General features: G+C 65.1%; 19 protein-coding genes and 1 tRNA gene. 8 read left to right on the top strand and 12 right to left on the bottom strand.

Going from position 1 to position 19,199, the window contains the following annotated elements; genetic code table 11:
- Nucleotides 1–4 precede the first annotated feature (4 nt).
- Nucleotides 5–3,046, top strand: a complete 3,042-nt coding sequence (uvrA, locus tag OMW55_RS03805; protein WP_264880943.1) for an excinuclease ABC subunit UvrA — start codon at nucleotides 5–7, stop codon at nucleotides 3,044–3,046.
- Nucleotides 3,047–3,088: 42 nt separating this feature from the next.
- Here the strand turns inward: uvrA and OMW55_RS03800 are convergent, their stop codons facing one another.
- Nucleotides 3,089–4,921: an ATP-dependent nuclease gene (locus tag OMW55_RS03800; RefSeq protein WP_264880941.1), complete on the bottom strand. Its 1,833-nt coding sequence runs from the start codon at nucleotides 4,919–4,921 to the stop codon at nucleotides 3,089–3,091.
- 349 nt (nucleotides 4,922–5,270) lie between these two features.
- On the opposite strand from OMW55_RS03800, the gene OMW55_RS03795 reads away from it, so the two are divergent.
- The 3 genes from OMW55_RS03795 (at nucleotide 5,271) to OMW55_RS03785 (ending at nucleotide 6,931) form a co-directional block, all read left to right on the top strand.
- Nucleotides 5,271–5,534 carry a hypothetical protein gene (locus OMW55_RS03795; protein ID WP_264880939.1) on the top strand — a complete coding sequence of 88 codons (264 nt, stop codon included), beginning with the start codon at nucleotides 5,271–5,273 and terminating at the stop codon, nucleotides 5,532–5,534.
- Nucleotides 5,535–5,762: 228 nt separating this feature from the next.
- Nucleotides 5,763–6,332, top strand: a complete 570-nt coding sequence (locus tag OMW55_RS03790; RefSeq protein WP_264880936.1) for a hypothetical protein — start codon at nucleotides 5,763–5,765, stop codon at nucleotides 6,330–6,332.
- Between the two features lie 17 nt (nucleotides 6,333–6,349).
- Entirely contained in the window at nucleotides 6,350–6,931 is a 582-nt protein-coding gene (locus tag OMW55_RS03785) for an SOS response-associated peptidase (RefSeq protein WP_264880934.1), read from the top strand.
- A gap of 4 nt (nucleotides 6,932–6,935) precedes the next feature.
- Here OMW55_RS03785 and OMW55_RS03780 read toward each other — a convergent pair whose 3' ends face one another.
- Together OMW55_RS03780 and OMW55_RS03775 are read right to left on the bottom strand one after the other, a co-directional pair.
- Nucleotides 6,936–7,265, bottom strand: coding sequence for a hypothetical protein (locus OMW55_RS03780; RefSeq protein ID WP_264880933.1), 330 nt, complete (start codon nucleotides 7,263–7,265; stop codon nucleotides 6,936–6,938).
- A 115-nt stretch (nucleotides 7,266–7,380) separates the two neighbouring features.
- Nucleotides 7,381–8,001, bottom strand: a complete 621-nt coding sequence (locus tag OMW55_RS03775) for a superoxide dismutase family protein (RefSeq protein WP_264880932.1) — start codon at nucleotides 7,999–8,001, stop codon at nucleotides 7,381–7,383.
- Between the two features lie 116 nt (nucleotides 8,002–8,117).
- On the opposite strand from OMW55_RS03775, the gene OMW55_RS03770 reads away from it, so the two are divergent.
- Nucleotides 8,118–8,519, top strand: coding sequence for a hypothetical protein (locus tag OMW55_RS03770; RefSeq protein WP_264880931.1), 402 nt, complete (start codon nucleotides 8,118–8,120; stop codon nucleotides 8,517–8,519).
- 32 nt (nucleotides 8,520–8,551) lie between these two features.
- Nucleotides 8,552–9,469: a LysR family transcriptional regulator gene (locus OMW55_RS03765; RefSeq protein ID WP_264880930.1), complete on the top strand. Its 918-nt coding sequence runs from the start codon at nucleotides 8,552–8,554 to the stop codon at nucleotides 9,467–9,469.
- Here the strand turns inward: OMW55_RS03765 and OMW55_RS13890 are convergent.
- The 6 genes from OMW55_RS13890 to phaR all read right to left on the bottom strand — a co-directional run bounded on the left by OMW55_RS13890 (nucleotide 9,354) and on the right by phaR (nucleotide 15,344).
- A complete protein-coding gene (locus tag OMW55_RS13890; RefSeq protein ID WP_407822118.1) occupies nucleotides 9,354–9,866 on the bottom strand; it encodes an FAD-dependent oxidoreductase in 513 nt (170 codons plus the stop codon). The two genes, OMW55_RS03765 and OMW55_RS13890, sit on opposite strands and share 116 nt — an antisense overlap.
- A 106-nt stretch (nucleotides 9,867–9,972) precedes the next feature.
- Nucleotides 9,973–11,796, bottom strand: coding sequence for a glutamine--fructose-6-phosphate transaminase (isomerizing) (glmS, locus tag OMW55_RS03760; RefSeq protein WP_264880929.1), 1,824 nt, complete (start codon nucleotides 11,794–11,796; stop codon nucleotides 9,973–9,975).
- Nucleotides 11,797–11,798: 2 nt separating this feature from the next.
- Nucleotides 11,799–13,148: a bifunctional UDP-N-acetylglucosamine diphosphorylase/glucosamine-1-phosphate N-acetyltransferase GlmU gene (glmU, locus tag OMW55_RS03755; protein WP_264880928.1), complete on the bottom strand. Its 1,350-nt coding sequence runs from the start codon at nucleotides 13,146–13,148 to the stop codon at nucleotides 11,799–11,801.
- A gap of 92 nt (nucleotides 13,149–13,240) precedes the next feature.
- A complete protein-coding gene (locus OMW55_RS03750) occupies nucleotides 13,241–14,215 on the bottom strand; it encodes a hypothetical protein (RefSeq protein WP_264880927.1) in 975 nt (324 codons plus the stop codon).
- Nucleotides 14,216–14,397: 182 nt separating this feature from the next.
- Nucleotides 14,398–14,820 carry a hypothetical protein gene (locus OMW55_RS03745; RefSeq protein ID WP_264880926.1) on the bottom strand — a complete coding sequence of 141 codons (423 nt, stop codon included), beginning with the start codon at nucleotides 14,818–14,820 and terminating at the stop codon, nucleotides 14,398–14,400.
- Nucleotides 14,820–15,344 carry a polyhydroxyalkanoate synthesis repressor PhaR gene (gene phaR / locus OMW55_RS03740; RefSeq protein ID WP_264880924.1) on the bottom strand — a complete coding sequence of 175 codons (525 nt, stop codon included), beginning with the start codon at nucleotides 15,342–15,344 and terminating at the stop codon, nucleotides 14,820–14,822. The genes OMW55_RS03745 and phaR overlap by 1 nt, the downstream gene beginning before the upstream one ends.
- A gap of 22 nt (nucleotides 15,345–15,366) precedes the next feature.
- Between phaR and OMW55_RS03735 the strand changes: the two genes are divergently transcribed.
- Together OMW55_RS03735 and OMW55_RS03730 are read left to right on the top strand one after the other, a co-directional pair.
- Nucleotides 15,367–16,389, top strand: coding sequence for an alpha/beta hydrolase (locus OMW55_RS03735; RefSeq protein ID WP_264880923.1), 1,023 nt, complete (start codon nucleotides 15,367–15,369; stop codon nucleotides 16,387–16,389).
- A gap of 50 nt (nucleotides 16,390–16,439) precedes the next feature.
- Nucleotides 16,440–16,516 (top strand) — tRNA-Arg (locus OMW55_RS03730).
- Nucleotides 16,517–16,526: 10 nt separating this feature from the next.
- Here the strand turns inward: OMW55_RS03730 and OMW55_RS03725 are convergent.
- From OMW55_RS03725 to OMW55_RS03715, 3 genes are read right to left on the bottom strand one after another with little or no spacing between them, the layout of a single operon-like run.
- Nucleotides 16,527–17,630 (bottom strand): tyrosine-type recombinase/integrase, encoded by a 1,104-nt coding sequence (locus OMW55_RS03725; protein ID WP_264880921.1) that lies wholly within the window; start codon nucleotides 17,628–17,630, stop codon nucleotides 16,527–16,529.
- On the bottom strand, nucleotides 17,627–17,806 hold the full coding sequence (locus OMW55_RS03720; protein WP_264880920.1) for a hypothetical protein: 180 nt from the start codon (nucleotides 17,804–17,806) through the stop codon (nucleotides 17,627–17,629). Before OMW55_RS03720 ends, OMW55_RS03725 begins: the two co-directional genes overlap by 4 nt.
- Complete coding sequence (locus OMW55_RS03715; protein ID WP_264880918.1) at nucleotides 17,803–18,591, bottom strand: MerR family transcriptional regulator; 789 nt, start codon at nucleotides 18,589–18,591, stop codon at nucleotides 17,803–17,805. The genes OMW55_RS03720 and OMW55_RS03715 overlap by 4 nt, the downstream gene beginning before the upstream one ends.
- Nucleotides 18,592–19,199 lie beyond the last annotated feature (608 nt).

The following is a 19,199-nucleotide window of genomic DNA, read 5'->3' as shown; positions in this document are numbered from 1 at the left end:
CCTCATGCTGACTCATATCTCGGTTCGGGGCGCCAAGGAGCACAACCTCAAGAACGTCTCCGTCGACATCCCGCGCGATGCGCTGACGGTGATCACCGGTCTGTCCGGCTCGGGCAAGTCGTCCCTCGCGTTCGACACCATCTACGCCGAAGGGCAGCGCCGCTACGTCGAGTCCCTTTCGGCCTACGCCCGCCAGTTCCTCGAGATGATGCAGAAGCCGGACGTCGAGCATATCGATGGCCTCTCCCCCGCTATCTCGATCGAGCAGAAGACGACCTCGCGCAACCCGCGCTCGACGGTCGCCACCGTGACCGAGATCTACGACTACATGCGCCTGCTCTGGGCGCGCGTCGGCGTCCCCTACTCGCCCGCCACCGGCCTGCCGATAGAGGCGCAGCAGGTCAGCCAGATGGTCGACCGCGTCATGGCGCTACCCGAAGGCACCCGTCACTACCTGCTCGCCCCCGTGGTCCGCGGCCGCAAGGGCGAATATCGGAAAGAGCTGCTGGAGTGGCAGAAGGCCGGCTTCACCCGCGTCCGCATCGACGGCCAATTCTACGAGATCGACGAAGCCCCTGCGCTCGACAAGAAGTACAAGCATGACATCGAGGTAGTGGTCGACCGCATCGTCGTGCGCGACGGCATCCAGACCCGCCTGGCCGACAGCTTCGAGACCGCGCTGAAGCTCGCCGAGGGCCTCGCCTACCTTGACCCCGCCGACCCGCCGGCCGAGCCGGCTGGCACCGAGCGCACCGGCGTCGCCGAGGCGCTGGAAAAGGCCAAGGACCGCGCCGTTCTCGCCACCAACGCGCCGCTCGGCCGCATCTGCTTCTCCGAGAAGTTCGCCTGCCCGGTCAGCGGCTTCACCATCCCCGAGATCGAGCCCCGCCTGTTCTCCTTCAACGCGCCCCAGGGCGCCTGCCCCGGTTGCGACGGGCTTGGCGAGAAGATGGAGTTTGACGAGGACCTGGTCGTCCCCAACCACGACCTCAGCCTCGCCAAGGGCGCCGTCGTCCCCTGGGCGAAGAGCCAGCCGCCCTCACCATACTACATGCAGGTGCTGAGCAGCCTCGCGCGCCACTACGGTTTTGACCTGCAGACCCCTTGGGCCGGCCTCGCGCCCGAGCACCAGCGCGCCATCCTCCACGGCACCGGCGGCCAGCCGGTCGTCCTCCGCTTCATCGACGGCAAGAAGAGCTACGAGGTTAAGAAGCCGTTCGAAGGCGTGATCGGCAACCTCAACCGCCGTCTCCTCCAGACCGAATCCGCCTGGATGAAGGAGGAACTGTCCCGCTACCAGGCCGCCCACCCGTGCGAGGTTTGCCGCGGCGCCCGCCTCAAGCCCGAGGCGCTCAGCGTCAAGATTGCCGGCGAGGACATCTCGGTCGCCGTCCGTCGCTCCGTCGCCGACGCCCACGCCTGGTTCGGCAGCCTCGAACCGCGCCTCACCGCGCAGCAGCAGGAGATTGCCCGCGCCATCCTCAAGGAGATCAACGAGCGCCTGGGCTTCCTCCACAACGTCGGCCTCGACTACCTCCACCTCGACCGCACTTCCGGCACCCTGTCCGGCGGCGAAAGCCAGCGCATTCGTCTCGCTTCCCAGATCGGCTCGGGCCTGTCCGGCGTCCTCTACGTCCTCGACGAGCCCTCCATCGGCCTTCACCAGAAGGACAACGACCGCCTGCTGGAGACCCTCCGCCGCCTGAAGTCCCTCGGCAACACCGTGCTGGTGGTCGAACATGACGAGGACGCCATCCGCACCGCCGACCACGTCATCGACATGGGCCCCGGCGCCGGCGTCCACGGCGGCGACGTGATCTTCTCCGGCACCCTCGACGGCCTCCTCGCCACGGACGGCAGCCTCACCGCCGACTATCTCTCCGGCCGCCGCGCCATCCCGCTGCCCGCCAAGCGCCGCCGCGGCTCGGGCAAGAAGATCACCGTCCACAACGCGCGCGAGAACAACCTGCGCGGAGTCACCGCCTCCATCCCCCTCGGCACCTTCACCTGCGTCACCGGCGTCTCCGGCTCGGGCAAGTCGAGCTTCACGATCGACACCCTCTACGCCGCCGCCGCCCGCCACCTGAACGGCGCCCGCATCCTCGCCGGCAAGCATGACAAGGTCACCGGCCTCGATCAGCTCGACAAGGTCATCGACATCGACCAGTCGCCGATCGGCCGCACCCCGCGCTCCAACCCGGCCACCTACACCGGCGCCTTCACCCAGATCCGCGACTGGTTCGCCGGCCTCCCCGAAAGCCAGGAACGCGGCTACAAGCCCGGCCGCTTTTCCTTCAACGTCAAGGGCGGCCGCTGCGAGGCCTGCTGCGGCGACGGCGTGCTGAAGATCGAGATGCACTTCCTCCCCGACGTCTACGTCACCTGCGACGTTTGTCAGGGCAAGCGCTACAACCGCGAAACGCTGGAGGTCCTGCACAAGGGCAAGAGCATCGCCGACGTGCTCGACATGACGGTGGAGGACGCGGTGGAGTTCTTCCGCGCCGTTCCCGGCATCCGGGAAAAGATGGCGATGCTGGCCGAGGTCGGCCTGGGCTACGTCAAGGTCGGGCAGCAGGCGACCACCCTGTCCGGCGGCGAGGCCCAGCGGGTCAAGCTCGCCAAGGAGCTCAGCCGCCGCGCCACCGGCAACACCCTCTACATCCTCGACGAGCCCACCACGGGCTTGCACTTCGAAGACGTCCGCAAGCTCCTCGAAGTCCTCCACGCCCTAGTCGAGCAGGGCAACACCGTGGTCGTGATCGAACACAACCTCGACGTCATCAAGACCGCGGACTGGGTCCTGGACCTGGGGCCCGATGGCGGCGTCAACGGCGGCGAGATCGTGGCCCAGGGCACGCCCGAGCAGGTGGTGCAGGAGCCGCGGAGCTTCACCGGGCGGTACCTGGCGCCGTTGTTGGAGCGGGCCGCTTCCGCCCCGCTCGTCCCGAGCGCCGTCGAAGGGCGTTCAGAGGGGGACGAGGGTGCGGCGGTGACGAAGCGTGTGCGGCGGCGGAAGAGCGAGGCGGTGGCTGCTGCGGCCGAGTGAGGGTGGTGCCGCGGCAACTTATGCCTTGGCTAGACGAGCGCCCTAGCCCTCGTCGCTTTGGACAGCTTTGCCAACGAGGCTTCTGAGATAGGCCGTCAACTCCGCCAATTGTTGCGGCTTCCGCTTCGCAATCGACATAAGAACGGAGAGGGAGTCGTCCTTCTTAGAAAACGTGACCGTCTCGTCCGATAGCGCCCGACAGGCCTGCTGAACTATCTTAGCTCCGTCGACTTCCCCCAACCATTCTCGGTCATTCAAGTCACCATCCCAAGCCTGAGTCCGGTTGCCCTCACTTCCGGCAAGTTCCTTCAGCTTCGCTTCTACAAGGGCACTATTGACGATCACTTTCTCGGCTTTTGAGTTTATGAAGTCACCAAGAGCCTCCGCGTCGATGCAAAAGCTTTCTAGGTTTCGGCGCGGCAAAAACATCACGGATCCTTGCGCTTTTCGCTGCAAGTCATTCTTCTGAGTTTCCGACAAACCTTCTGCATCGAAACTAAACACAACCCCAACCAGAATTGTGGAGGTGGCGGATGTAAGTCTCTTATAGACTTCGAATACTCTATCTGCATCCTTGGTTCGGTTGAAGTCACCAGTCGCGAGAACGCTGATAAACACCACTCCGCGCGGGATCTCCGCGACTAGAGCTTTGTACAGAGTGGGAAAGCAAATCTCTTCTGTCTGGCCCTCTACCCAAATTACTCGCTCGGCTGCAAACACGTCCGACATTGACACGCCTAAGTGCTCGGCCACCGAGCGAGCTTCCTCCACTTTTTCGATGTCTATCCTCTCGACTTTTGTCTCATAAGCATGGCGTCGTACAAGGTGGACGCTACTTGACTTGCCGTGGCTTATCACCTCGGGTGCATGGGAAGAAATGATGTACTGGTGTCTCGAGTAATCACTGTTGATGATGCGCAGTAGGGCCTTGACTGCTGCCGGATGAAGAAAACTGTTTATCTCGTCGATCATCACCACGGCCTGACCCTCGACAGTCATTATCGCCGTAAGAAGCGAGAGAACTTGCGAAACTCCTGTCCCAGAGGAGCTTAGCGGAAAACTGAGATTGATGTGGTCCATCTGCTCAGTTGGCCACACTCGAATTTCTAGCCGGTTGTCACTAGGCCTCGTTCGAACACTGATATTTCCCACCGTAGGAAAAATTTCACGCAAATGATAGACTAGTTTCTGGAATACCGTTCCCCGCTCACTGTTAAGCGTATTAAGAACGTTTGGCAGATTACTTGCGTTCGATGCAAGCCTAGCATCATATCCAGGGTTTGCCTCGCCGACATTCATCCGTTCCGCGGCGAAGTAGAACATGCCTTTCCCCCAGATCGAATTAGCTAGTTCTGGAAGAGAGTCAGATGTGGTGTATTGGTTATTTATTGTTAATTCTAGATCTCTTACGGAAAGCGCCGCACTAACTTGCTGGCCGATCCGCTGGTCATATGTGAAAAGCTGATGAGATGGATAGGGACTTTCAAATCCGGCTCCTGGGCGCCTAGTCAATTGAAACTTTATGCCCGGACTATTCAGCAACTCAAAGACGAAGTCTGAGGATTGGGGAAGTTTCTCCGGCGATATGGGGATGTAGGTAGTTTGGCTTTCTCCCTTGACAAGAATCTCTTCGTATAATTCTCTACCACTCAAAACGAGATCAAGCGCTATCTCCGGTCGACGTAGGTGGTGTTCTTGCCACCGGTCGGCAGTCCTGTGTCGATCGTCTGCCAGCGCGGGAAGCATCGATCTAAGTAGTGCGCTTTTGCCCACATTATTCTGCCCTACGATCAAATTCATGCCCGGCTGGAAGTGGATCATGCCGCTGTCGTCGAAAGACTGAAAGCTCTTAATCCTAACACTTTCGATCAACATGATCCCAGCACTCCGACCAGCGTTCTATGCTACTTACTAACGCTTAATTATACATTGTCGACAATGGTTCTTTCCGCAGAACTGTAGGTTGGCTGCAGCATCTGTTTACCGTGCTGGGAATGGATTTGCGGCGTTCGGCCTGACCTACGGCCTCTGTCGTGAGGCCGTCACAGGAACCAGTATTGACGTCAGTCCTGCCGCCCTCGCCGCTTGCGCGGCTCGCCCGCAGGCTGGCCGGCCTTCCGCGTCTCTCGGCCAAGCTCCCGGTTGCTGCGCAATCGCTCACTTGGCCTCGGCGCTGCAGGCGGCATTAACTTACTCTTCGCAGTCGGGGCCTACACGCCGGGCCATGGTCAGGTTCAACCCCGTCATCTTCGCCATCGTCGCGCTCGCCTCCTGCCAGGCCAGCAGCGCCGAACAGTCCGGCCCCGCGTCGCCTGAGCTGGAGCAGCTCCAGCAGGCGGTCCGCCAGATCAAGGCCGACGATCCCGACACCGCCCGCCTGCTCGTCCGCGAATGCGCCACGGTCGGCTCCTTCGCCTCGGACGCGGGCAAGCTGGAAACCCTGCGCTGCATGAAGCGCAAGTATGACGAGGGCGTGCGGGCCGAGTGAGGGGTAGGCCGGCACGGAGTAAATCCGTGACGTCGATCAGGCTGCGCTTCGCGCACCTGTCGGCCGGCCTTTCGCGGCTCTCGGCCAAGCTCGCGGTTGCTGCGCAACCGCTCCCTTGGTCTCGGCGCTTCGGGCGTTATCTCCTGTTCATGCATCCCGTTTCGGGTCCAGCCGTTCCCCTCCCGTGAACTCCCCCGGCGTTTTCCGGCGGAGAATGAGGAAGAACCGATGCGAACCATCACCCTGCTCGCCGCCGCCGCGACGCTGGGCGCGCTCGCCGCGCCCGCCGCCGCGCAATATTATCCGCAGCAGCCTTATCCCCAGCAGACCTACCCGCAGCCCGCCCCCTACCCCGGCCAGGCCTATCCGCAGCCCGGCTATCCGCAGCCCGGCTACGGCTACGGTCAGCAGCGCAGCCTTCTCGACCAGCTGCTCGGCCGCTACCCGGCCAACAATCGCGCGGCGATCCAGCAGTGCGCCAACGCCGCCCAGGCCCAGGTCGCCCGCCAGTACAGCCAGGGCTACGGCAATCGGCGCTACGGCCAGTATCAGCCGGGTTACGGCACCAACACCCGCGTGACCGCCATCACCGACGTCCAGCAGCGTAACCGCGGCCTGCGCGTCAACGGCCTGATCGACAGCGGCGTGCGCACCAACGGCTACAACCAGCCATACAACAACGGCTACAACCAGCCGTATGCGGCGGCGCAGGGCGACATCAGCTTCCGCTGCGACGTCGATTACAACGGCCAGGTCCGCGACGTCCGCCTGCGCCAGCTTGCGCCGGGCCGCTACTAACCGGCAATGCGGGTCTGATGTGCAACCTGTACTCCCAGACCCGCTCCGCCGATGAGATCGCGCGGCTGTTCCGCGACGAGGGGATGCCGCTGGTCATGCCGGACGGCATCCCCAACCTGGCGCCGCGCAACATCGCCATCACCGACTCCGCCCCGATCGTCCGGGCCGGAGCGCGCGGCGTCGAACTGGTGGTCCGCCGCTGGAGCTGGCCCGGCCCGGGCGGCAAGCCGGTCTACAACTTCCGCTCCGACAATCGTGAGTTCGGATCCGGCCGCTGCCTGATCCTCGCTGACGGTTTCTACGAGTTCACGGCGCCCTCGGACCCCAAGGCGAAGCGCAAGGATCGCTGGCGGTTCAGCGCGCCGGACGGCGGCCTGCTCGGCATTGCCGGCCTGGTCCGCGATGCTCCGGGGCACGGCGAGGCGTTCACCATGCTCACCTGCCCGCCTGGCGAGGACGTCGCGCCCTATCACAGCCGCCAGGTGGCGGTGCTGCCGGCGGCGAGCTGGCGGCCCTGGCTCGACGGCTCCGCGTCGGCCCAGAACCTCATTGGTCCGTTGCCGCCCGGCAGCCTGACCGTGCAGGCCGCCGAGCGGTAATCGGTTACGCCTTCGCGGGGGACTTGGCGCCCATCGCCTCGGCCAGCTTGCGGACCTTCTCCGCGATCCGCTCGTCCTCGGCCCGGTCGGCCGCCTTGGCCGTGTCCTGTCCGATCTTGTCGAGCAGCGTCCGCAGCTTGTCGCCGTCCGGCTCGTCCTCGTTCAGCAGCTTCTCCAGCCGCTCCAGCTCGCTTGCCAGGCCCTTGGCGCCGGAGAACTCCGCCTTGCGCAGCTCCTCGACCCACTCGCCCGCCAGCTTCGCACCCTGCTTCGGACTGGTCTTCTCGATTCCCTTCTCGAACGCGTTCTCCGTCGCCGTAAACCGCTGCGGCATAACCCTACTCCTCACTGAAAAGCCTGCTCGTCGCATCAACGCCTGAGCACGGCTTCAGTCCGCTTCGCTTCGCCGCTTTGCCAACCCATTTGGCCAGCCTGCCGCCGCAACGAACTCAGCTGCCGCCCCCGATCACCGCGCAAGCGATCCGGTCACCGCTGTTGCCGCTGGGATCCGTCTTCATGTCGTCGGCCTTGGCGTGGATCATCAGCGCCGCGCCGTCCGTGTCCAGCATTGGCGCAAGCCCGGTGCGCAGCGCCGCTTGCAGCGTGAAGTTGGCGCCGCCATTGCCCCCCGGCCCGATTTGGAGGTTCGGCAGGTCGCCGGCGTGCGGCCCCTTCGGGTTCTTCGTCCCATGCTGTTTATTGTCTGGGTTCCAGTGCGCGCCGGCGCTCTCGAACTTCGGCCCTTCGCACTTCCCGACCGAGTGGATGTGCATGCCATAAGTGCCCGGCGGCATGTTGCGGGCCGAAACCTGCAGCACCACGCCGCCGTCTTCCTCCCGCACCGCAACAACGCCGACGTCCTTGCCGTCTGCGGTTCGCAGCGTTGAATCGAGCACCGCACCTGCGCCCGTCGTGGATGTACCAACGGCATTCAACCCGCCGTCGTTCGGAACTGCCTGTGCATCATTCTGCATGTTGAGCACGTCCTGCGCGTCGGAGCGGTTCTGCCCCTGGCACGCTCCGAGCATGGCGGCGCCCCCAAGCAGCGCGGTGATGGTGATCGATCGCATGACGTCCTCCTATCCCAGCCCGGTCAACGGTCCGGCACGCCGCTTGGTTCAGGTAAGCGCGCGGGAGGAACGCGCTCCCGCTCGCTCCGTTCATCTGCCGAACGAGGAGATCCGGCATGGATTACAAGAAGCTTGGCCTCGGCCTGGGAGTGTTCAGCATCGCGCTCGGAGCGGTTGAGGTCGGCGCGCCCCGGCGGCTCGCCCGCTTCCTCGGGCTTGATGAGGAGGGCACGGCGCGCAGGACCATCTTCGCCTTCGGCCTGCGTGAAATCCTTGCTGGCGGCATGTTGCTGCGCGGGCCGGCTGTCTCCACCAACGTCTGGAATCGCGTGATCGGCGACGCGATGGACACCGGCGCGCTGCTGCTGGCGTTCGGGCCCTCGCGTAAAAAGGGCGCGATGGCCGGCGCGCTCGCCTTTGTTGGTGGCGCCGCCGCGCTCGACTGGTACACGGCCCGCAGCCTCGACCGGCAGACCGGCCGGACCTTCCCGGTCACCAAGCCCAACGAGCAACTCTAGCCCTCCGCTTCCGCGAGGCGCATAATGCATCCATGCGACGCGAGGCGGACTGGAACGACTGGCGGCACTTTCTGGCGGTGGCCCGCGCCGGCAGCACGCTTACGGCCGCGCGCGAATTGCGGGTCAGCCAGACCACCGTCGCCCGGCGCATCGCCGCGCTGGAGGAAGGGCTCGGCCTGCCTTTATTTGAGCGTCGGCCCGCTGGTTACGCGCTGACAGCTGCCGCCCAGGCCCTGGTGCCGCATGCCGAGGCAATCGAGCAGGCTGCGAACGCGGCCGAACAGCGCGCCTTCGCGCAAGGTCGCGAAGCCATTGGCAGCGTCCGGTTCACCTCGGAAGACATCTTCGTCATCGGCTTGCTGGCACCGCACCTGGCCGAGTTCCATGAGCGCTTCCCCGCCGTCCGTCTCGGCTTCGACTCGTCACCCGGAGTTCGCGACCTTGGCGCCGGCGAGGCAGACGTCGCGCTGCGCAGCAGTTCCAAGGAGCAGCCGGCTGGAGTCGTTGGCCGGCCCATCTGCCGCGACGACTGGACCCTGTACTGCAGCCGCGACTACGCCGCCCGGCACGGCGTGCCTCACTCGATCGAGGACCTTCACCAGCATGCCATCATCGGTGGAGGTGGCGGCAATTTGGCGGAGGAATATGGGGACTGGATCGCGGCGGCGGGTCTTACCGACCGGGTGACCATGGAACAGGGTTCGGCAACGGGGTTGCTCGCCGCCGTGCGCAGCGGCCTTGGTATCGCAGCCCTCCCCGCCATCCTCGCGGATGCCGAACCGGACTTCATCCAATGCGCTCCGCCACCGCGCGAGAAGCGGCGATTGTGGCTGCTCACCCATGAACGCGTTCGCCACAATCCTGCGGTACGGGCGGTGATCGATTTCTTCTACGACAAACTGATGACGCACGTTCGTATGCTTCAAGCGCAGCGCCAGGAAGCCGCTTAGGCGAACAGCCGCTCCACCGTTGCCACCGGCTGGCATGGGCGCCATGAGCCATGGAGAAGTCGTCTCCTGACGCGGCCTCGCCGGGGAAGGCGATCCGCTCGTCGCCCGCTTTCCGCAGCTCTCGGTCGGCACCGCTCCGGGTCGGCCGGGCGTGGCTGTAGCTGCCACCGATCAGCGGTTCGGACGCCCAGCGTGACAAGGCGATCGGCTGCAGCCGCCGCCAGATGGCGCTACCGAGCAAGCCTGGCAGCTCGTCGCGAGCTAGCTCGGCTGCCTCCTCCAAAAACGCCTTCTCAATCGCTTCCGCACCGCACCCGCCGAGAAATCCTCCGACCACCAGCATTCCCATCGGCCGCAGCATATAACTGCCGCTGTCCGCCCGATGCGGATCGGCCAGCAGGTGCGTGTCGACCGTAAGCTCCTCGGCCGCGTCCAGGCGCGCCGTATCGCCGCGGTCGCCGGCCCGATCCCGGCCGCGCCACCGCCGACGACCAGCAGGTCGATCACTCTACCGTCACGCTCTTCGCCAGGTTGCGCGGCTGGTCTACGTCCGTGCCCTTCAGCACGGCGACATGATAGGCCAGCAGTTGCACCGGCACGGCATAGACCAGCGGCGCGATCAATGGGTGGACCTCCGGCATCTCGATCGTCGCCATGCAGCCTTCGCCGGCCGCCGCGATGCCGGCCGCATCGCTGATCAGCACGATCCGGCCGCCCCGCGCCCTGACCTCCGCCATGTTGCTCACCGTCTTCTCGAACAGCGGTCCGGACGGCGCCAACACGATCACCGGCACTTGATCGTCGATCAGCGCGATCGGCCCATGCTTCATCTCGCCCGCGGCATAGCCTTCGGCGTGGATGTAGCTGATCTCCTTGAGCTTGAGCGCGCCTTCCAGCGCCATCGGATAATCCGGCCCCCGCCCTAGGTAGAGCACGTCGCGGGCCGGCGCGATCAGCGGCGCAATGGCGGCTATGTCCGCGTCGTGGTTCAGCGCATGGCTCATCGCCTCCGGCGCTTCCTGAAGATGCGCGACGATCTCGCGCTCTTCCTCCCCGGTCAGCCGCCCCTTGGCACGGGCTAGGTTGGTGGCCAGCGCCGCCAGTACAGCCAGCTGGCAGGTGAATGCCTTGGTCGATGCGACCCCGATCTCCGGTCCGGCCCGAGTCGGCAGCAGCAGGTCAGCCTCGCGCGCCATTGAGCTGGTCGGCACGTTGACCACGACTGCGATTCGCTGCTCCTTCTCGCGCGCGTGGCGGAGCGCCGCCAGCGTGTCCGCCGTTTCGCCACTCTGCGAGATAAACAGCGCCAGCCCGCCGGGTTCCAGCACCGGATCGCGGTAGCGAAACTCGCTTGCCACATCGATGTCGACCGGCACGCGGGCGAACCGCTCAATCCAGTATTTGCCGACCATGCCGGCGTAGAAGCTGGTGCCGCACGCGACCACCGTGACCCGCTCGACCGCCGACAAGTCGAACTCGAACGACGGGATTGCGACTTCGCCCTCGAACGCGCGGACGTAGCTCTGCATGGTCTGCGCAACCACGATCGGCTGCTCGAAGATCTCCTTGCGCATGAAATGCGCATGGTTACCCTTGCTGATCGCTTCGGCCGACGCACCGCTGTCCACCTGCGGGCGTTCGACGGGCTGGTTGAAGCGATCGAAGATCTGCACGGACCCGCGCCGAACCGCAATCCAGTCGCCCTCGTCCAGGTAGGCAATGCGCCTAGTCCATGGCGCCAGCGCGATTGCGTCTGACCCAAGGTAGTTCTCACCCTCGCCGAAGCCGACTGTGAGCGGCGCTCCCATGCGCGCGCCAACGATCAGGTCGGGATCGTCGCGAAAGAGGAAGGCCATGGCAAAGGCGCCGTGCAGCCGCGGGAGCACCGTCGCCACCGCCGCCTGCGGCTCCGCGCCGCGCTCGAGCTCGCGCGCGACGAGGTGGGCAACAACCTCGCTGTCGGTCTCCGACTGGAAGGTGCGCCCGTCCGCGATCAGCTCGTCGCGCAGCGGCTTGAAGTTCTCGATGATGCCGTTGTGGACCAGCGCGACCGGCCCAACGATGTGCGGGTGGGCGTTGCCTTCCGTTGGCGCGCCGTGCGTCGCCCAGCGCGTGTGGGCGATGCCGATTGTGCCCTCGGGGCGATCTTCGGCCAGCTTGGCGGCCAAATTGTCGAGCTTGCCCTCGGCCCGCTGGCGCTCGAACCGGCCGTCCACAACCGTGCAAATGCCGGCTGAGTCATAGCCCCGATATTCAAGCCGCTTCAGCCCACCGAACAGCCGCTGCGCAACCGCTTCCTTGCCGGCGATGGCGACGATGCCACACATGCTTACGCCTTACCCTTCTTGGCCAGTTGACGTTCCCGGAAGCGAGCGGCCCAGCCCGACAGTCCCTTCTGCTCCGCGCGGGTCACGCCGAGCGCATCGGCGTCCACGTCGTGGGTGACGACAGATCCCGCGCCGACGATGGCACCAGCCCCGACCCTGACCGGCGCCACCAGCGAGGAGTTGGAGCCGATGAACGCGCCCTCGCCGATCAGCGTCCGGTATTTAAAGAAGCCATCGTAGTTGCAGGTGATCGTGCCCGCGCCAATGTTGGCCTTCGCGCCGACGTCCGCGTCGCCCAGGTAGGTCAGGTGGCTGGCCTTGGCGCCTTCGCCCAGCCGCGCCTTCTTCATCTCGACGAAGTTGCCGACCTTGGCATTGCGCTCCAGCACCGCGCCGGGGCGCAGCCGTGCGAACGGGCCGATTTCGCAGGCCTCGCCGATGCTGGCGCCCTCGATGTGGCTGAACGCGCGGATCACGGCGTCGTCGGCGACGCTGACGCCCGGCCCGAACACCACGTGCGGTTCGACCGTCACGTCGCGGCCGAGCTGGGTATCGTAGCTGAACCAGACGCTGTCCGGATCGATCAGGGTGGCGCCTTCGTCGAGCGCTTGGTGCCGCCGGCGCGACTGCCAGTCGCGCTCCAGCGCTGCCAGTTCGGCCCGGCTATTGACGCCCGCGGTCTGCCACGGATCGCATTCGATCGCGACCGAGTGGCGCCTTTCGAGCGCGGCGACCATCACCACGTCGGGCAGGTAGTACTCGCCCGCGGCATTCTGGTTGCCGACCTGGCCGAGCCAGCGGAACAGGTCGCCCTTGCGCACCGCCATCATGCCCGAGTTGCACAAGCGCACCGCGCGCTCGGCCGGGTTGGCGTCCTTGTACTCGACCATCCGGGCGATGACGTCCTTGTCGCCCAGGATCACGCGGCCATAGGCGCCGGGGTTGGCGGGCGACGAGGCCAGCACGACCACGCCCGGCCGGTCGGGTCCGTCCAGCCGCTCCCGCATCGCGTCCAGCGTGTCGGCCGCTACGAACGGGGTGTCGCCGTAGAGCACGATCACCGTGCCCTCGAATCCTTCCAGCGCCGCGGCAGCCTGTTGCACGGCATGGCCAGTGCCCTTCTGCTCGGCCTGCACGGCCAGCAGCACATCGTGCCCGGCCACTGCCGCCTCGACCTGCTCGCGGCCCTTCCCGACCACCACCACCCGCCGCTCCGCGCCGAGCCGGTCGACCGTGTCGAGCAGATGTTCCAGCATCGGCCGGCCAGCGACCGGGTGCAGCACCTTATGCGTATCGGACCGCATGCGCGTGCCCTGGCCGGCCGCGAGGATGACGACGGAAAATGGAGTCATACCCGCGCCATGGCATGGGCGTGCAGATGTGAGAAGAGGCAAGTCGGCACGGTGGCCGGCTTGCCTCTTCGGGTTATCTCAATGGGCGAAGCTTAGGAATTGCGGCCGCCTTCGCCGCCGCCGCCACCGCTGTTATCACCACCGTCTTTCTTGGGGCGCCCGCGTGTCCCACCACTGCTGCCGCGCCGTGTGGCAGCCGTCGAGGAGCGGCCGGTGCCGGACGAGGAGCGCGAGCGCGTCCCGGAGCTCGCGGCGCGGCCGCGGGTGCCGGTCGAGCCGGACTTGCCGCCACTCCTCTCGCCCGTGTCGCTCTTCTTGGCCCGGGTGCTTCCCGACGACGAGCGAGACGCCGCGCTGCGGGTCGGCTTGGCTTCACCGCCGCTCTTGCCCGCGGTGCTGCGTGAGGAGGTGCCGCCGCTTCTGGCGCCGCTGCTGCGAGTTGAGGCCTTGCCCGACGAGCCGTTGCCGCCGGAGCGCGACGACGAGCCGCTGTTGCCGCTGCTCTTGTTACCGCCGCCGAAGATGTCGCCCGACAGCACGCGCTGCGCCGCATCGGCGACCGCGTCCGCGATGAGCGAGCCCAGGCGCGCAACCGAGCTACCAGCCTTGCTGGCGGTGTCCGCCGCGTCCGAACCGGCGTCGCGTATCTTCTTGCGCACGCTGGGGGAGGCACTGATCGCCGCCGCCGCCGCGGCCAGACCGGCGGCGAGCATTTCCTTGCTCATCGCGGCCTTGGCGAGCTTGTCCATCGCTTCGCCCGCGTCGATCCCGGCGAAGCCTTCGCTGCTGCCCGACTGTTGCTGCTGCTGCTGCTGCTGCTGCGACTGCGAGTCACCCTGGGGATTGCTGCCGGCTGTCCCGCCGGTGCCCAGACTGCTATCCTGGTTGGTGAAGCTGGCGCTGCCGCCGTTGTTGTTCGACCTGCCCCTGCTGCTGCCTTTGGCCACGGTTGACCTCCTGTTGTTCGTCGGGAACAGAGACGATGCAGGCGCGAAACGGTTCCGTTCGCCCCCTGCCAGACAAGTCAAAGGCGACCGCCACTTTGCTGTGACGGTCGCCTCGAACATGGTCAGCGGCCGGAAGTATCGGCCCGGGAGACCATGGGCGGTCTGTTTAGAACCGCGTCTCCCAGACGAACTTCACCGTGCCTCCTGCTGAACCATGAGACATCGGATCACCTCCTTTCGCTGCGTTGAAGCCAACATCAGAATGCCCGTCCGCAGAATTCGTTCAAGTCTTGTAATGATCTCTACTTTCGGCAATCCTCGATGGCTCGCGCCGGTTCGGGCCAGCTTGGCACGATCAGGCGCGGCACTCCCGCAACCTCGACCGAGAAGCGGCCCCGACTGAACGCGATCGCGTCCAGCAAGCGGTCCTGCGCGCCAAGCATGCCGGTCGCCGGCAGGGTTCGCTCCAGGCTTGTCGTACGTACGACAACCGGCGTTCCCACGGGCGCACCGCTGCGGAGCAGCGTCACCGTCCGGCTCGCCAGATTGCAGCGCAGCATGAATTGCACCCCGGCCGCGTTGGCGAAGGCGGCTTCGCTTCCGCCCGGCACGGCACGCCAGCTCCAGTTGCCCGCCTCGACGGGCGCGACCCGCCAATGCTGCGCCGCAGCCAGCTGCGGTTGCGCCAACTGCAGCGCCGCGGCGATCAATCCTATCGAAACCATCAGTGCCCCAGCTTGTCCACCTTGGCCTTCAACGCATCCAGCTCGGCTCGCAGCGCATCCACGTCGGTGCCCGGCTTGACCGGCGGCTCTTCCCTGGTGGCGGCGCCCGTTCCACGGGTGAACTGCTGGAACAGCTCCATGTTGCGCTTCGTCAGGTCGGCGAAAATATTGGTCCCGAACGCATCCCGAAAGGCGGCGTTGTTCTTCTCGAAACTCGCCATCGCCTGTTCCAGATAGTCGGGCACTAGCCCCTGCATCGAATTGCCGTACATGCCGATCAGCTGGCGCAGAAAGTTCACCGGCAGCATGGTGCTTCCGCGCGCCTCTTCCTCCACGATGATCTGGGTCAGCACCTGCCGAGTGATGTCCTCCCCCGATTTGGCGTCGAGCACCTCGAAGTCGCGGCCTTCGCGGATCATCTGCGCCAGCCGGTCCAGTGTCACATAGGCCGAGCTCTCCGTATCGTAGAGCCGCCGGTTGGCATATTTCTTGATCGTCACCTTGGGCGATCCCGACTGGTCCATGCTACGCTCCTGAAACTCTCCGATGACAGACCTAGCACCGCCCGTTGACGCACCGCAACATGAGCCCGGCCCCCGGCCGCTGCCGCTGTTTCTGGATTTGGTGCGCCGGACCGGCGAGCGCGACCCCGCGTTGGCCGCGCAAGCGCTCGAAGGTCTCCGCCTGTACCAACTCGCGCCGCGCGATCAGCCAAGGCCGGCCCGTCCGATCATGCATCAGGTCGCGGACAGCAGCCTGCGCGATTGCGGCGGCAGCGGCCGGCCCATCGTGCTCATCCCATCGCTGATCAACCCGCCCACGATCCTCGATCTCGATCCTGCCTGCTCCCTTGCGAACGCCCTGGCCTCGCACGGCCACGTCCTGCTCGTCGATTGGGGGCCATCCGCGCATCGGCCGCTGTCGCTGGTTGGCCACGTCAGGGAGCGGTTGCTCCCGCTACTTGCAGGCTTGGATCAGCCTGCCACTCTAGTGGGCTATTGCCTCGGTGGCACGATGGCCCTCCTCGCCGCACGGGAGATCGCAGTCCGGGCCGTCGCCACCCTCGCCTCGCCATGGGATTTCGGTGCGTATCCTCCCTCCGCCCGAGCCGCGCTGGAACGCCTGTGGAGGGGTGCCGCACCCACCGCGGCGGTCTTCGGCGCCCTTCCCCCCGAGGTCCTGCAGGCCGCCTTCTGGTCGCTTGACCCAGACCGCGTCGTCGCCAAATTCGCCCATTTCGCCAGCCTCGACCCGTTCAGCGCCGGAGCGCGCCGGTTTGTCGCGCTGGAGGACTGGGCCAACACCGGCGACCCGCTCCCGCTCCTGGCAGCCGCCGAGCTGATTGACGAACTTTTCAGCAGCAACCGCACGGGTCGCAGCGATTCGTCCAGCCTGACGGATGTGCCCACCTTGCACTTCACCGCCGCCAACGACCGCATTGTGCCGGCTGGCACCGCCGCACCGGGGCCATGCGTCGCGGTTCCCGCCGGCCACGTGGGCATGGTCGTTGGCCGCGCGGCGCCTGCTCACCTCCACGATCCGCTGAAGCACTGGCTAGGCCAGCTCTAGGTCACGGGAGCCTTGCTCCCGCGGCGCCACCCGGCTAATCGGCTCCGCACGCACCCATAGCTCAGCTGGATAGAGCGTTGCCCTCCGAAGGCAAAGGCCAGAGGTTCGAATCCTCTTGGGTGCGCCATCCCGTCCATTTAGTTTTTTCCTTGCAAAGGCTTAGCTTCGCCGTTGGCTAACCGGTTGCGAAGGTTAGCAATTAGGCGTTCGGCAGCCGCGTCGGAGAGCAGGGTCTGATCAGCCGCAGCCGTGTACCGTGCGACCTCGCTGTCAGTAACGTGGCCCGTCCAGGCCTTGATCTCTTGGTTCGAACACCCGGCTTCCGCAAACCGGCGAGCCGCCGCCTTCCTGAGTCCGTGAGCCGAGCAGTTCGGCAGCCCCGCTTCGTCGCACCATTGACGGACAATGTTGCCGAAGCCCTTACGGCTGAAGGGCTTGCCGTGCTCGCTGACAAGGAAGACTAGGCTCCCGGATGGCGCGGCAAGGATTGACGCCGCTAACGGTGCCAGGACGGGCAGCGACACGGTAGCGCCCGTCTTCTCTTGCGTGACGACTAGACGCTTCCCGCGGACGTGCTGCGGACCCATGAGACGAGCATCGCCGCCGCGCTGGCCTGTCCAGAGCATGAGGTCCAGCGCCAACCGAGCCTTAGACCCGACCGGATGGCGGGCCTCGTAGGCAGCAATCTCGGCCTCTGTCCAAGTGTGAAACCCGCCGCCCTCAACCTTAAAAGGTCGGGTGGGAGTGACCGGGTTGTCGCGCACGAGGCCCTGCCGAATAGCGAACTTCAATAGGGCGCCCAGCCGCTTGCGAAGCATGTTCGCGGCCGTCCTGTGCGGCAGCATCTTGGCCATCATTGCTTCGACATGATGCGCCGCCAGGTCCCGCACCATGCCTTCGCCGTAACGGCGCCCGTTGCCGCCTACAGTGGCCCGCCAGCGCTCCAGAACGCCGCGATAAACGACTTGGGTACGCTCACCCGGATCAAGGAAGTCTGGGGATCGGTAGTAGCGACTGATGAGGTCGTCGAAGCTGCCGGCCTTTGCCTTCTCGGCGCCCGGTGCGATCGGCTCTGCCGCAAGGCCTGCTACGCAAGCTTCGTACTCCTGCCAGAAGCCGGGCTCTCCAAGCTTATGTTTGAACAGGTACTGCGCATAACCTTTGCGCCGGAAACGCCACCTCTCCTGTCCAAAGCGATCGTAAAACCTGGTAGCCCATTTAGGCCGGCCAGAGCGCTTCACCTGCGGCCACCGATGATCGCATCAAAGCTGTTGCCAGTTTGGGCCGTCTCACCGAATTCAACTCGGATCGAGCCATCAGGAGCAATCGAATAGCCGTGCGGCTTGAGGCCCGCAGCAACTGCCGCGCGCAAGGCACGAGCAGCATCTGCCTGCTTGAACGAAGCACGCCGGCTCATTCCAGCTCGCCCCTTTCTTTCATGGCTCGCAGCTCACCGTCACTCGGGATGCCCCATACCTGATCAATGAGTGACCCGACCGGCATGAAGACGGCGGGTCCGAGCCCATCTAGGTCACCGAAGCCATCGTCATGACCTTCACGGATATCCCATCCATCATCCGTCTGCCCCATCAGCCAAGTGACCTTTCCAAAGGTGCTGGGCTTGAGCACCTTGCCGAGAAGGATCTGCGCTATACGAGCTTCCTGATAACGCCCGGCTCCCAGTTTCTCGGTGAACCTCAGAAACTCGCGCGAACTTCCCTCAACATTGATGTCCACGCGATCCGCAATGATCTCGCTTTCGCTTACGGCGGGCCGATCCCGATACCGCTCATCGATGCTGAGGCTGAGGAAGTCGGGCTCGTCACCGTGGTAGGCGCGCACCGGAACATCTCGACCTGCGCGAAATTTCTCAAGGGCGTCTGCAAGTGCTGCCGCAGAGTCCCAGTTTTCGACGGGCTGGGACGTGTTCGCGAAGGAAGCGACAGAGCGCTGCAGGAGGTCCGCGAGGGAACTCAGCACAGCGATGCTCGCGCCGAAATGGTCCCTGTAGACCTTGAGCACCGCCGCGATGTTTAGCTGCGAGAAGTGATAACGTTTATGGACGCCCCGCCCTGTTTCACCCTGCTCCGGAACGATGAGGCCGCGCCGGCTCCAAAAGCTCAGCACATCATCGCTCAGCCTCGTGCGTTCAACAAATTCTTGCCGCGTAAAGCGGCTGGCGGGATCGATCCAAGGCTTCATGTTCTACAAGGTAAAGGACCAACGGTCTTCAGTCAACAATAAGGGACCATTGGTCCTTTACGGAGACCAATGAACCGTTGAACTCGCGAGATCATTGCTTACCCAGCAGATCTCCTGTCGACCCTGCTCCTCGTCCTCGGCGGGCTCATCGATCAAGCACCTATTAGGGCACTTATCTCGCTGATTATCAAAGAGGCGCGCCGGCTGCGTGTGGGCCTGCTCGCCAAGCGGGCGCCGGACATCTGGGATCAGAACCATACGGACGAAGATACGTAGTTTAGGCATCCAATCGGCTGGCAAGCTGCCAGAAGCGCGACTCAGAGCTGTCCCGCTAAGTGTGCTTTCTCCTGCAACGGAGGCTATGATGAGCGACGCTGATCCTTGTTACTTTGCATGCCGTGCTGAGGAAGAACGGAGGCGCGCAGAGGCTGCGACCGGTCCAGCGGCGCGCGAGGCGCACCTGAAGCTGGCTTACGAATATGATCTGCGCGCGAACATCAAGTCAGTGGTGGACGGACCAGCCAACGACGATTGATGTTTTGTCGGCGTCGTTCGGCCGCCTGGAAGGTTCGTTTGATTCGGAAAGGACATAACGAGGAGCCCTCAGT

The sequence above is a fragment of the Sphingomonas arvum genome (genome assembly GCF_026013565.1).
GTDB classification, from domain to species: domain Bacteria; phylum Pseudomonadota; class Alphaproteobacteria; order Sphingomonadales; family Sphingomonadaceae; genus Sphingomicrobium; species Sphingomicrobium arvum.
This window is presented reverse-complemented; position numbering and strand designations above follow the sequence as displayed.